Below are 13,564 nucleotides of genomic sequence, written 5' to 3'. Positions count from 1 at the left end.
GAACCAAGAGATGATTAAACTATAGTATAAGATAGCAAAACTGTAAAACCTAAAGCTGACCAAGGCGTTTTTTAACTTAAAAAAAGGAGTTTTATGATTTGCTACCGCATGGTGCTTAAAATCAAATTGTATCTTAACTTTGTAATCTAACTGCCAACGCTTCATGAAATCTTTGCTATTTTTTACCATGCTTTTCTGCACTACCCTTTTAGTTGCTCAAAACAACGCTGTAATTCCTTTAGAAAACTTTACCGAGTTACAAGTGTATGATAGAATTAGCGTTACCCTAGTAAAAGGTGAGGAAAACAAGATTGAAATACCTCTTGAACATAAAAAAGACCTTAGCATTACCGAAAACGATGCACGTTTACGCTTAAAAATGTGTTCTGGGGAATCTGTATTAAATTCCACCTTAAGCCTTAAACTTTATTATACCGAAGCATTATCGATAATAGATGCCAATAAGAATTCTAGAATTATATCTACAGGATTGGTCATTGGTACAGATTTAGCGATCGAAGCACAAGATGCCAGCACCATTACCTTAAATATTGCCTATAACAATGTATCTGCCAAAAGCACCAGTGGTAGTGAGATAAAACTTTCGGGTACCAGCACTAACCAAGAGGTCATGATCAATACCGGAGGTAAACTTTTTAACAAGGGGCTAAAGACTAAAAACAGTACCGTAATAGTGCTATCTGGTGGTAGTGCCGAAGTTTATGCCAGTGAGGCCGTTATTGCAAAAGTAAAAGCTGGTGGTTCCATTACAGTATATGGAAATCCAAAATCAGTGGACAAGGATGATACCTTTGGTGGCAAGATTGCCATACCCGAGTAATTACTGTTCTATACTCTGAACATTAAACGCTACAAGTTCACTTTCTTGAAATTGCGGAGTAACCTCGATCGGGTTACAGCATACTTCACAATCTTCTACATAAGTCTGTTGCGCAATAGATGGGTCTAGAAGCATGGAAACTTCTTCCCAGCAATACGGACATTGAAAATAATGCTCGAACATAGAAAATGGTTATGCTTTCAGCTCTTTTGCCAATTCTTGTAAGGTAAGAGTTTGTATAAGATTTCCGCCATTTGAGGTGAAAATGGTCTCATGACCTAATTTTATGGCCAAAATATCCTCATCCTCTTCCAAATGAATATCGGTAGCGTTGATCTGTACTTCTTCCAACTTTACATCAAAGCGTTTTTTTAAGGTTATTGAACCGTTCGCCTTACGTAACTCAAATCCGTAAAAATCGAAAAGTCGTTGTAATCCACTAAAAAAACTGAAGCCAATAAAAATTAAGGCTGCCATGGCAAATTTATATGCCAAGGTAAAAACATCCAGTTCATCGCCATTTATAAAGGTGTATACCAAATTGATACAACCGTACACGCCCAAAAGAAACACCAAAAGACCAACAATAACCGCTAAAACATCTGTAAACAATGCTTTTTGAGTTCTTGTAACGGTAAATCCGTCAACGGTTCTATTTGCTTGAAAACCAAAATCCTTCAAATACTCTAAATTCTGGATCTGTGCCCTTTTATTTGCAATGGTGGTGTTTAAATCACTAAGGTCCACAACAACAGCACGTTTTTGCAACTCCTCCTGTAAACTTAATTGCGCTTCAAAAGTGAGCAATGAATGTTGGTTCATTATCTCTATGAGTTCGCTATTTGTTCTATCGCTATACATGTCTTTCGTAATTAATTGCCCCTTACAATTCTATATTCAATAACTGCCCAGTTAGCTGCAACAATTGTAGTTCTGCCAGCTTAGCATCATATTTTGCCAAATTCTTATTGGTCTGCGCATTCAATAAATTAATCTGTGCCTGTCTAAATTCTATGGACGTAATACTACCTAACTGAAACTGCTCTTTTGAACGTTCAAAGTTATTTTCATTGGTAAATACGTTCTGTTCTTGTATTTGATATATTTTCAGCAGATTCTCATATAACGCCATGGCATTCTGCATATCACGATTTACCTCTAGCTCTACCTGCTTTCTTAACAATTCTTGATTGGCATAGGCAATTTTTGCATTCTTTACGCTTACCGTTGTACTACCGCCATCAAAAAGATTCCATGTTAAACTGGCACCCAATGCATAATTACCAACGTTAGAATTTGTACCCGGAAAAACCGCTCCCGTTAAAAATGCAGAAGGGGCATTCTGGTTTCTGTTCCAACCGTAAGAACCCGTTAGCCCAATAGTAGGCAAATACCCAGACTTATTTACTTTAATGTCATAGGCATTAATGTTCAAATTGGTCTCTGTCTGTAGTACGGCCACGTTATTGGCTATGGCTTGATCCATAAACTCCACTATTTGAAACTTAGGTATAAAGACCACTGTGGTATCTACCATATACTGTGAACTTAAATCTTGATTCAACACTACGTTTAGATCGCGCTTTGCATTGGCCAATTGCTGCTCAGTGTTCAATAATGCAATGCTATCATTGGTCATATCTACCTGTGCGTTCAAAATATCCAATTTGGTATTTTGCCCGTATTCAAAAGAATATTCCGACCTTGTAATCCTATCCCTAGAAATCTCCAAAGCTTGCTTTTGTACATTTCTATTTTCAGTTAAACGGGCAATTTCAAAATAGACCGTAAACATTTGGATCATGGTGTTCTCAATAGTCTCACGTGCCTGTAAGGTACTTAGCTGATACTGCTCTTTTAGTCTTTTATAATTGTAGTACCTACCCAAACCATCAAACAAAGTGTAATTAAGGTTTAAAGCCGCACTGTATCTTTGGCTCTCTGCACCATCTATGGAAATATCATCTCTAGCACTACCATCATCATTGAACTGCCCTGGGAATTCCGTAGTGGTATTATTGTTATTATATGTAGCAGCGGCAGTACCCGTTAACGTTGGCAAATAGCCGGAGTTGAGCACACTGGCATTATTCTCGGCAATATCAACCTGACCTTTTGCAATCTCAATTCCAAAATTATTCTCCAATGCCTTAGCTACAGCTTCTTCTTTTGAGAGTGTTTTCTCTTGTGCAAAAATTGAACAAACAGGGAGAAATATCAATAATGTGATGAATCTTACTTTACTCATTATAACTTATCTAGATTCTTATGTGTTTGTGCACCATCTTCTATTGCATGTTGCGTATGACCTTCTAAATGCGCAGCTTCCTTTCTTTCCTTGATCGCTCTTTCTACCTCTTCTTTCGTAATCTTATGACCCGAAGCGAAAGATAGATTCTGTGCTTTTAAGTTGTTACTGAACGATAAAAACAATGGCAACATCAATAAGGTAAGCACCGTAGCAATACCAATACCATAAGCAATGGAAATTGCCATTGGCTTTAAGAATTGCGCCTGTCTACTAGTCTCTAACATTAATGGAGCTAAACCGGCGATTGTGGTTACCGATGTTAAGAAAATTGCCCTAAATCTTGATTTACCGGCTTCAAAAATGGCGTTGTCAAAAGACATACCTTCCCTTAAATTAGAATTGAACTTACCTATAAGTACCAAACCATCATTAACCATAATACCGATCAATGCAATGATACCCAATATAGAAAGTACGTTTATAGGAAAATCATGAATCCAGTGACCCCAAGCAACTGCGGTAAAGCTAAATGGCACCAATAACAATAACATTAACGGCTGACTGAAACTTCTAAACGTAAATGCAATTGTGATGTATATTAAAAGGATTACCGTAAAACCAACCAGTTTTAAAGACCCTGTCAACTTCTCCAATTCTCTATTTTGCCCTTCATAAGAAGCACTTACCGTTGGATATTTAGATTGTATTTCCGGCATGTGTACGTTCTGAATCTCCGTCATGATTTCCGTAGGACTATCCTTTACATCTTTCATATCTGCGGATACCTGAATTTCTCGCCTTCCTTCTAAACGGTTGATGGCTACATCTCCACGAACAATAGTATAATCTGCAACCTCACTTAATGGCACACGCTCACCAGACGGAGTTACAATTCTCATATCATCTAAATTGGAAATAGAAGAACGCTCTTCTCTATCATAGCGCACCCAAACCCTAATCTCATCTTGTGACCTTTGAAAACGTTGTGCCTGTACACCAAAGAAACCGGCACGAACCTGGGTCATTAAAGCTTGAAGATCCAAGCCAAGTAAATAGGCATTTTCCTTTAAGGTCAATCTGATTTCTTTAATACCGGCAGGATCATTATCGGCAATATCCTTTAATCTTGGGTTTTTAGTAAGAATTTCTTTAAGCTCAACCTTTGCAGCCTTTAATTGCTCTATATTATTCCCTAATAAGGATACCGATACAGGCGATCCACCAAAATTACCACCGGAACCATAAATCAAACTTTCTACACCTAAAACCGGACCCACCAATTCTTCCAATCTACGGGTAACCATATCCGCAGAAATCTCATTAGGTCTTTCTTCGCCTGGTAATAGGTTAATGGTCAATACCGCAGATGAAGACCCCGGTCCTAATCTTCTGATCATATTTTCAAAAACCATTTTATCACCTTCAGGAAAATATTTATCGGACAGTTCTTGATTTACTATGATTGCTTTCTCCTCTATAAATGAAATAATAGAATCTGTTATTTTCTCATTGGTTCCGTTTGGCATTTCTAATTCTATACCCACACGGTCACTGGCAATTCTTGGAAAGAAAGCCGTTCTAATAATACCACCACCAACAGAACCTAACGTTAATATGAATGCCGAAGCGAAAACGGCGAACATAAATATTTTATGATTCATTGAAAATCTCAATACGGGAGTGTAAAGATTATCACGCATCCATACCATTAATCTATCTCCAAACTCATTGATTACCCTAAGTTTGGCAAATGCATTTGCGAATCCGCTTTTTGGCTTGGTATCAATAGGCTGTAATGCTTTTGAATGTGCCAAGTGAGCAGGTAATATGACCAATGCCTCTACCAAGGACACCACCAATGTTAAAATAACGATTACGGATACTTCACCAAAGAATTCCCCAATTCTACTATCTAAAAACAAGAAAATAGAGAATGCCAAAATAGTGGTTATAATAGCGGAAATAATTGGAGGTAATACCTCCATAGTACCGTCTACAGCTGCCTGAACAGGAGATTTACCCTTTTCATAATGCTGATAGATGTTCTCTGCAATTACAATACCATCATCTACCAGAATACCAATTACGATAATCATACCAAATAATGACAGTACATTAATGGTAACATCAAAGAAGCCCGCAAAAACAAACATTCCTAAAAACGCTACCGGTAAACCAAAGGCTACCCAGAACGCCAATCTTGTATTCAAGAAAAGTGATAGGAATATCAACACCAAAACCATACCCATAATGGCATTTTCGGTTAATAGTTGCGTTCTTTGATTAAGTGTGATAGATTGATCGGAAACAACATCCAATTTAATGTTATTGTACTTTTCATTGAATACATCAACATATTCATTCACCTGATCGGCCGCTACAATAAGATCTTCATTATTGGTACTTGTAATAGAGACACTAACAGATAGATTGCCATTGAAATAACTTGCATTTGGCGTTTCTGCAAAGCGATCCCTTACTACCGCCACGTCTTTCAAACGAATTACGTTACCTGATTGATCTGCCCTAACCACAAGATTATTTAACTCACTACCATAATACGAACGGTTATTGGCACGTATTAAGTACTCTTCGGCATCAGTCTTAATATTACCACCGGTTACAAGTATATTGGCATTACCAACTGCACTTGCAACTTCTGTAAATGAAAGTCCGTAGGCCAAAAGGTCATTCTCGTTCACGGCTATTTCAATTTCCTCATCTGGAAAACCAGAAATCTCTATTTGAGATATACCGTCCATTGCACGTAGGTCATTCTCAATTTCCCTACCTACACTTTTTAATGTTGCCAACGGAATATTATCTCCACTTATGGCAAATGATATGGTTTGGCGAACGGTCTCTAACTTAGAAACGATCAAAGGCTCCATACCTGTTGGAAAGGTCGGCACCCTATCTACCGCATTCTTGACCTCCAAAAGCATGAAATCTATATTTTCCCCTTTTTCGATCTCCACATTGATCGTACCACTATTTTCTCTTGAGGTAGAGGTTACACGATCAACACCTTCAAGTCCTTTTAGGTTATCTTCTATCTTTAGAACAATACCTTCTTCCACCTCTTGTGGCGAAGCACCTGGATAGGTAATGGTGATAGAAATATTCTTAGAATCCGTTAGTGGAAAGTAAGAAGATTTCAATGCCTTTGCACCAACTATACCAAATAGGGCAAAGGATATTACTACGACATTTACGGCAACATGATACCGAATAAAATATTCAATCAGTTTACGCATTATCCTTTAGTATTTTCTGGTTGTTCAGCATAAATTTTAACTGCCATACCGGTATAAGCTCCGCTTATTGGCTTTGACACTATAGTAACACCATTGGGTACGTTCTTAAGAACTACACGTTTATCTGAAAAATAAACGGGCTCTACATCTATGACATCAAGTATAGAATCCCTAACTACAAAAATCTTGTTATCTTCCAATAATAGACCTCTATCTACCTCAATAGCATTCTCCTCTTTTTTAGCATCAAGATCTGCCTCTAAGTACATTCCTTCCCTTAGATTCTTATCTTCTACCTCTATATATGCATTTACGGTTTGTGTCGCTTGATCAATACTTCCATTGATTCTAGTAACCTTGCCCTTATATGTGCTGTTATCATCCAAATTTGTTAGTTCTACCGATTCACCCACTTTCAATAGATCCGTATATCTTTTACTTATGGCAACTTCCAATTCATAAACTTCGGTATTAATGAACTCCCCTAGTTTTTGACCTGATCTTACCAAAGTACCTTCTGTAACCAAAGTCTCTGTCAGTACTCCGGAAAATGGTGCCACAATACGGTATTTGGATAATCTTTGTTCTAAATTCTTAACATTATAATAGCTGGTTAAAATACCTCTCCCAGAGATGAAGAACTTTTCTTTTTCAGTAGCCATTTCCGGTAACGCCGGAGTACTTTTAGACATATCAAAATTGGTAAGATAGTCTTGCCACTTTGAGTAAATGTCCGGATAATCTAAACGTAAATCTGGCATTACCGCCGTTAATTGATTGAAGAGATTACTTTTGGCAGACTGCACACTTGCCGCGTATTCATCTGCATCTATATTTATAATGGTCTCACCCTTACGAAAAGATTGACCTTCTTTAAACAATTTGCTCCCCTTTTTGAAGACTCCTTGTACCTCTGCATATAGCTCTACGCGTTGTTTAGCGGTTAAATTACCATTTGCCGATACTATAATCGGTACCGTACCATTTTCAACGACCTCGGTAAATACTGTTTTTACTACTTTCTCAGATTTGGGTTTGAATGTTTTCTTACTATCAATAATATAACCCGCTAAAAAAAAGGATACTACAATTAGTAAAATACCTAGAACGGTAAAAATAATTTTTCGCATTTTATTATAATTTATAAGCGTATTTCAAAAAACACAGGATCAAAAGTACTTTTTAATATCCCTTAGGATGATGATGATTAAATGAACCGACCAAATTCAAGAGTGAAACGACTTTGAAACAATCTCAGCTTAAATCAACATGCCGTTTTGTACAAAAGTTTTTAAAAAAAGCACTTACTATCAACGAGTAAAATGTATTTACCTTATAGGGTAATCATCAAAATATTGTTAAAACAGAATAGCTTTTTTAAATAGACTTTAACTAGAATTTTTTGGAAATCATTTAATCATTGGCGAAACTACAAAAAAACACTTCTGGCATTGAAAGCCTTTATGGTTAAAGTAATCATAAAAAATATTGGTTTTACGGTAGGTATAAAATAAAAAAGGGTTGCTCTCGCATCCCTTTCCCTTTGTATTTATAAGCTATTTAATTTCGCTTCGCATCTTCATATTTGGTATCTACTATACGTGTTCTATTTACTTCGCCCGTACCAAATTTTAAATTCAAAAATTCGTCATCACTATCAAACACCGCAAGTTTAGTACTTTGCATTCTTAACAACGAGTTTAGCGACCTAAAATCATTGCCTTGTAATTGCACAAATTCTAGGTTACTCAATGTTTCCATACCACTAGGCAAATCGCCTTCAAATTTATTATAAGAAAGAATTATTTCCCTTAAGTTCACCAAACGTCCTAAATCTACTTCAATTGCTCCTGCCAACTTATTTCCAAATAACTCTAAACGCTCTAATTTTTCAAGTTTTTCAAGCGACTTGGGCAAACTTCCCTCCAAATAATTACTGGAAAGATTCAAAATCTTAAGATTAGAAATTTCACCGATACCATCAGGAATTTCACCTTGAAATAAATTATTGAACATAGAAAGTTCTTCCAATGCTGCCATTTTTGAAAAATCTTGGGGCAAAGTCCCTGATATCTTGTTCATTTCTAAACGCAATGAGGACAATTTTTGCAAACTAAACAAATCTTTAGGCAGTTCACCTTCAATCACGTTAAAAGCAAGGTTCAATGATTTTAAATGAGAAAGCGCAGAAATACCATCTGGAATAGCACCTGTTAAATTGTTGCGATATAATTTTAAACCAACAACATGACCGTTTGCAACCTCAACTCCATGCCAAGTAGCTGGATCGGACTTCAAATCCCATTTACGCTGCCACTGTTCACCAACGGTGCTCTTATTGAAATCTATTAAATATTGTTTCTCCTTTTCAGGTATTTGTGCATTGACCAAATAACTACAGGTCATGAAAAGTACTATGCAGGTAAAATTAATAACATTTTTCATACTGAAAATATTAAGGTTTGGGGGCTTTTTAAATACACTTTTCACAGCTTAAACAAGTATAAACCTACTTTAGTGTAAAAGGTACTTTTATTATAACGTGCAAAAAATACATTTATGATATATAGCTGAACCTTTATGGTATAAAAACAAGAAAGAGATGCTGTTCAACATCTCTTTCTTTCACCAAACTAACTAAAAGTGTAAACTACTCTTACTCTTCTATATCCTCAAACTTCGTATCCGCCATTCTGGTTCTACTGAAGTTTATATCCTTAAATTCTATTTTTTCGTCTTCTTTATCGTAATCAAAAACCAAATACTCTTTAGTTTCCAAAAGCTCTAAAGCTTTAAAAGAACTAAAATTGTTGTTCTGAATTTGAAATACCTCTAGGCTAGCCAATTGTGAAAACTCGTTGGGAATATCACCTATAAGTCTATTGTTCGCCAATACCAATTCCTTTAAATTACTAAGGTTACCCATATCTCTTGGAATAGCACCTTCTAATCTATTTTCAAAAAGACCCAAAGTCTCTAATTGAGATAATGCACCCAATGAACTTGGTATATCACCAATGAATTCATTACTAGAAAGGTTCAGCACCTTTAATCCTTTTAAATTACCAACCGTAGATGGAATCTCCCCTGTGAAAAAATTATTGAAAGCAGAAAGTTCCTCTAGTTGTAACAAGCTACCAATACCTTCAGGTAGTTCACCGTTTAGCCTGTTCATTTCTAACTTTAATATTTTTAAATTGGATAGGTTTTCAATTTCTACCGGTAACTTACCTGTTATTGAATTAAATGCAAGGTTCAATACTCTTAGGTTCTCAAGGTCACCTATTTGCGAGGATAAAGACCCCATAAGATTATTATGAAACAAGTTGATTTCAACTACCTTGTCATTTTCAACCTTAACACCGTGCCATTTAGAAACTGGTGCATTCAGATCCCATTTCTTTACCCAATGCTTACCATTGGTAGTTTCGTAAAGATCAATTAATGCCTTTTTCTCTTTTTTAGATACTTCTGCAAAACAAACTGTTGTCAGAAATAATAAGCTGAAACTTAAATAGTATAGTTTTTTCATATGATGGTGGTTTGGTAAACGTATTCAACTAGGAATTATCCTACAAATTTGAATTAATAACGTTGAAAACTGAAATTTTATCGTTGATTTACCCTGCTATGTTGTGAAAGTAGCTAAATCTGTGGTGAAACTATCAAAATCTGTGGTGAGACAAAACTGAATTATGTTAATTCCTCAATATCAATAGTTAACGTTTCCCACTTTTGCATTAACGTCTCTAATTTCTTCTTTTTGGCTTGATATCCATCAAAGAAATTAGGCTCAGCTATAGTAGCATCATAGTCTACCAGCAAATTATGATCAATCTCTTTAATCTCCTTTTCCAAAGAACCAATTTTACTTTCCACAGAGCTTAATTGATTTTTTAAACTCTTAATTTTTTTCTGATCTTGAAATGATGTGGATGCTTTTGGCTTCTCCTTTTCGGCAACAACGGTCTGTTTTTTCTCAATTGCCCTAAAATCCACTACTTTACGTTGCTCCAAGTAAAAATCTACATCGCCCAAATATTCTCTAATCTTTTGGTCTTTAAATTCATAGACTTTATTGGTAAGCCCTTGTAAAAAGTCTCTATCGTGAGAAACTAAAATTAAGGTGCCTTCAAAATTTAAACAGGCTTGTTTTAGTACATTTTTAGATTTGATGTCCAGGTGATTGGTAGGCTCATCCATTACAAGTACGTTAAATGGCTGCAATAACATCTTTGCCAAAGCCAAACGGTTACGCTCACCACCGGACAAAACTTTAACGTATTTATCAACTTCATCTCCCCTAAACAAAAATGACCCTAAAATATCTCTAACCTTACTTCTATTCTTTTCATTGGCGGCATCTATCATGGTATCAAGTATGGTCTTATTACCATCTAAATACTCTGCCTGGTTCTGAGCAAAATATCCTATTTGCACGTTATGCCCCAATTTTAAGTGACCCTCATGTTCCAGATCACCAACTATAATTTTAGCCAGGGTAGATTTTCCTTGTCCGTTCTGCCCAACAAAAGCCGTTTTGCTGTCACGTTCAATGAGCAAATTAATATCGTTTAACACCAAATTTTTGCCATAAGACTTAGAAAGCTCCTCTATCTCAACCACTACTTTGCCAGGGGTGACGGATACAGGAAAACGCAGACTCATTACACTGTTGTCATCTTCATCAACTTCAATACGTTCAATTTTATCAAGCTTCTTTATTAAAGATTGTGCCATAGAAGCCTTGGTAGATTTTGCCCTAAACTTCTCTATTAAACGCTCTGCTTGCTGAATCTCTTTCTCTTGATTCTTTTGTGCATTAATTTGTTGTTGTTTGATCTCATTCCTTAAAACCAAATACTGGGTATATGGCTTATTATAATCATATATGCGACCTAAAGATATTTCTATAGTTCTATTGGTTACATTATCCAAGAACATTTTATCATGAGAAACAATTACAACAGCACCGGTATAATTATTTAAAAACTGCTCAAACCAAATAATGGATTCTATATCCAAGTGGTTGGTGGGCTCATCTAATAGCAACACGTCATTACTTTGCAGCAGTAGTTTTGCAAGTTCTATACGCATTCGCCATCCACCGGAAAAAGTTTCGGTCTTTTTATCAAAATCCTCTCTTTTGAAACCTAAACCTTGCAGTATTTTTTCTGTCTCTCCTTGGTAGTTATATCCTCCCAAAATTTCATAATGTTGGGTAATATCACTTAAATCTACTATTAATTGATTGTACGATTCTGATTCATAATCTGTACGCTCTGCCAATTGATGGTTAATCTCATCTAACTTTAACTCTAGAGCTTTGATCTCTTCAAAAGCTTGATAAGCTTCTTCTAAAACCGACCTGCCTTGAACAAAATCTATATCCTGTCTTAAAAAACCAATTTTTATGTCTTTTTCAACCGCAATTACTCCGGTATCCAAAGCCATATCCTTATTAAGCAGTTTTAATAAGGTTGACTTACCTGCACCGTTTTTACCTACTAATCCTACTCTATTACCGGCATTTAAGCGAAATGAAATTTCTTCAAATAGATATTCTCCTCCAAAAGAGACAGATAGGTTGTGAACGTTTAACATAAATTCTAATTCTTCTTGTTAGCCTTGGATATAGATAAAAATTATCTATACATACATGCTTAATTATCTTTTCTTCAAATAGATATAAGACAAGAAAAATGCCTTAAAATCGTACCTTAGTATAAAGTTTTGCAAATGTTAAAAAAAGGAAACAAACTCTACAGTATTTTAACAGGAAGTTGCCCCAGATGCCATAAAGAAAGTATGTATGTGGACAAAAACCCATATCATATGGGCAAAATTTTTGAAATGCACGATAGATGTGGTCATTGCGACCTAAAATATAAAATTGAGCCTTCTTTCTTTTATGGCGCTATGTATGTTAGTTATGCAGTAGGTATTGCTTTTGCCGTTGCAGCTTTTGTCATTGCCAATCTTTTTCTTGGAGCTAGCCTCATCACCACTTTTATTGCGATAATTGGAACCCTGGTCGTATTTATGCCTGTAATCATGAGAATTTCTAGAAATATTTGGATCAATATGTTCGTGAAGTATGATGCCAAGGCCACTTTACACAACACTAGTCGTTAGTAAACCGGGCTATGTCCATTTCTGCCAATAGCGGTGCTTTTGTTTCAATACGATCATAAAGAGATTTGGCCGCCCACGGTGCAATGGTAATACCATGAGATCCAAAACCGTTCAGCACCCATAAGTTTTTGTGTTTAGGATGTTGCCCCACCAATGGTCTTCTATCTTTTACCGTAGGTCTCATACCTGCTACATGATCAACCACGGTATAATTACACTTTAAAAGGCCATTAAGTTTTTCTATAAGTTCATTCTTGGCTTTCTCTGTAGTAATATTGTCTTTTTGTTCTCTGTTGTAGGTAGCACCCACTTTGTATAGATCATCACCAAGCGGAATTAAAAAAATAGATGATTTAATAATATTCCTCTCATTTAAATCTTTTGCCTTGATTACAATATATTCTCCTTTAGACCCCTGCATTGGCAAATAATTGAAAAACGGATTGCACACCATACCGTACCCTTCGGTAAATACAATGTTTTTAGCTTTTACATTTTGATATACAACACAATCCTCTTCAATTTTCAATTGCTCATAATGAAATGTCTGTGCGTAAATTTTATCATTTTCACTTAGCCATTTCTCATAACTATCAAATAAGAATTTAGTATCTAGTTTACCTGTTTGTAATACTTTACCAAACTGAAAAGGGATGTTAAGGGCTGCATTATCGTTTTGCGATAAGGCAACATCCAAAAAGGGCTTTAACTTGTTTTTATCGGCAGCTTCAAACCACAAATTTTGCTCTTCAATAAAAGCGAATTTTCGGAGTACATTTAATTTTTCATCAAACCTTACATTTAAAAATTGCTCTAACCCGCTATAAAATTCGGTAGCCACAGGTAATTGCTCATCTGCCCGCCATGAGAGTGTAAACCTTTTTAAAATTATAGGATTGTACAAACCACCTGCAACCCTAGAAGATGTTTGCGAACGGTCATTAAACACTATGAAAGTCTTATTCTTTCTGCGCAGGTTTTCACAAAAGGCAGTACCTGCCAAACCTAGACCAACAATCATATAATCTACCATACCACAAATGTACTTACAATGTATGAAACAGTATATAAAACAAAAGA

General features: G+C 35.8%; 11 protein-coding genes. 2 read left to right on the top strand and 9 right to left on the bottom strand.

Going from position 1 to position 13,564, the window contains the following annotated elements; translation table 11 throughout:
- The first annotated feature begins 163 nt into the window (after positions 1-163).
- On the top strand, positions 164-841 hold the full coding sequence (locus CSC80_RS09160) for a head GIN domain-containing protein (protein WP_099191169.1): 678 nt from the start codon (positions 164-166) through the stop codon (positions 839-841).
- On the opposite strand, the gene CSC80_RS09155 is transcribed toward CSC80_RS09160, so the two are convergent.
- The 8 genes from CSC80_RS09155 to CSC80_RS09120 form a co-directional block, all read right to left on the bottom strand.
- Entirely contained in the window at positions 842-1,024 is a 183-nt protein-coding gene (locus CSC80_RS09155; RefSeq protein WP_058105087.1) for a CPXCG motif-containing cysteine-rich protein, read from the bottom strand. It abuts the gene before it with no gap.
- A gap of 9 nt (positions 1,025-1,033) precedes the next feature.
- Positions 1,034-1,702: a hypothetical protein gene (locus CSC80_RS09150; RefSeq protein ID WP_099191167.1), complete on the bottom strand. Its 669-nt coding sequence runs from the start codon at positions 1,700-1,702 to the stop codon at positions 1,034-1,036.
- A gap of 22 nt (positions 1,703-1,724) precedes the next feature.
- Positions 1,725-3,089 (bottom strand): TolC family protein, encoded by a 1,365-nt coding sequence (locus tag CSC80_RS09145; protein ID WP_091601678.1) that lies wholly within the window; start codon positions 3,087-3,089, stop codon positions 1,725-1,727.
- Positions 3,089-6,349 carry an efflux RND transporter permease subunit gene (locus CSC80_RS09140; protein WP_099191165.1) on the bottom strand — a complete coding sequence of 1,087 codons (3,261 nt, stop codon included), beginning with the start codon at positions 6,347-6,349 and terminating at the stop codon, positions 3,089-3,091. Before CSC80_RS09140 ends, CSC80_RS09145 begins: the two co-directional genes overlap by 1 nt.
- Positions 6,349-7,479 (bottom strand): HlyD family efflux transporter periplasmic adaptor subunit, encoded by a 1,131-nt coding sequence (locus tag CSC80_RS09135; protein WP_074670018.1) that lies wholly within the window; start codon positions 7,477-7,479, stop codon positions 6,349-6,351. Before CSC80_RS09135 ends, CSC80_RS09140 begins: the two co-directional genes overlap by 1 nt.
- A gap of 430 nt (positions 7,480-7,909) precedes the next feature.
- On the bottom strand, positions 7,910-8,794 hold the full coding sequence (locus CSC80_RS09130) for a hypothetical protein (RefSeq protein ID WP_099191163.1): 885 nt from the start codon (positions 8,792-8,794) through the stop codon (positions 7,910-7,912).
- Between the two features lie 211 nt (positions 8,795-9,005).
- Positions 9,006-9,881: a leucine-rich repeat domain-containing protein gene (locus CSC80_RS09125; protein ID WP_074670020.1), complete on the bottom strand. Its 876-nt coding sequence runs from the start codon at positions 9,879-9,881 to the stop codon at positions 9,006-9,008.
- A 161-nt stretch (positions 9,882-10,042) separates the two neighbouring features.
- Positions 10,043-11,953, bottom strand: coding sequence for an ABC-F family ATP-binding cassette domain-containing protein (locus CSC80_RS09120; RefSeq protein WP_099191161.1), 1,911 nt, complete (start codon positions 11,951-11,953; stop codon positions 10,043-10,045).
- Positions 11,954-12,088: 135 nt separating this feature from the next.
- Here CSC80_RS09120 and CSC80_RS09115 point away from each other — a divergent pair, with 135 nt between their 5' ends.
- Positions 12,089-12,484, top strand: a complete 396-nt coding sequence (locus CSC80_RS09115) for a DUF983 domain-containing protein (RefSeq protein WP_099191158.1) — start codon at positions 12,089-12,091, stop codon at positions 12,482-12,484.
- On the opposite strand, the gene CSC80_RS09110 is transcribed toward CSC80_RS09115, so the two are convergent.
- Positions 12,474-13,517, bottom strand: a complete 1,044-nt coding sequence (locus CSC80_RS09110) for an FAD-binding oxidoreductase (RefSeq protein WP_099191156.1) — start codon at positions 13,515-13,517, stop codon at positions 12,474-12,476. The genes CSC80_RS09115 and CSC80_RS09110 overlap by 11 nt on opposite strands.
- Positions 13,518-13,564: the final 47 nt, after the last annotated feature.

Origin of the sequence: Maribacter sp. 6B07 (assembly GCF_002700155.1) — a bacterium.
In the GTDB taxonomy this organism is placed as follows: domain Bacteria; phylum Bacteroidota; class Bacteroidia; order Flavobacteriales; family Flavobacteriaceae; genus Maribacter; species Maribacter dokdonensis.
Note: the sequence above shows the minus strand (reverse complement) of the source record. Positions and strands in the feature narration are given on the sequence as shown.

What these genes read in the sequence shown, in the direction of transcription:
- CSC80_RS09160 (WP_099191169.1), top strand. Translation starts at nt 164, where the DNA reads ATGAAATCTTTGCTATTTTTTACCATGCTTTTCTGCACTACCCTTTTA.
- CSC80_RS09155 (WP_058105087.1), bottom strand. Translation starts at nt 1,024, where the DNA reads ATGTTCGAGCATTATTTTCAATGTCCGTATTGCTGGGAAGAAGTTTCC.
- CSC80_RS09150 (WP_099191167.1), bottom strand. Translation starts at nt 1,702, where the DNA reads ATGTATAGCGATAGAACAAATAGCGAACTCATAGAGATAATGAACCAA.
- CSC80_RS09145 (WP_091601678.1), bottom strand. Translation starts at nt 3,089, where the DNA reads ATGAGTAAAGTAAGATTCATCACATTATTGATATTTCTCCCTGTTTGT.
- CSC80_RS09140 (WP_099191165.1), bottom strand. Translation starts at nt 6,349, where the DNA reads ATGCGTAAACTGATTGAATATTTTATTCGGTATCATGTTGCCGTAAAT.
- CSC80_RS09135 (WP_074670018.1), bottom strand. Translation starts at nt 7,479, where the DNA reads ATGCGAAAAATTATTTTTACCGTTCTAGGTATTTTACTAATTGTAGTA.
- CSC80_RS09130 (WP_099191163.1), bottom strand. Translation starts at nt 8,794, where the DNA reads ATGAAAAATGTTATTAATTTTACCTGCATAGTACTTTTCATGACCTGT.
- CSC80_RS09125 (WP_074670020.1), bottom strand. Translation starts at nt 9,881, where the DNA reads ATGAAAAAACTATACTATTTAAGTTTCAGCTTATTATTTCTGACAACA.
- CSC80_RS09120 (WP_099191161.1), bottom strand. Translation starts at nt 11,953, where the DNA reads ATGTTAAACGTTCACAACCTATCTGTCTCTTTTGGAGGAGAATATCTA.
- CSC80_RS09115 (WP_099191158.1), top strand. Translation starts at nt 12,089, where the DNA reads ATGTTAAAAAAAGGAAACAAACTCTACAGTATTTTAACAGGAAGTTGC.
- CSC80_RS09110 (WP_099191156.1), bottom strand. Translation starts at nt 13,517, where the DNA reads ATGGTAGATTATATGATTGTTGGTCTAGGTTTGGCAGGTACTGCCTTT.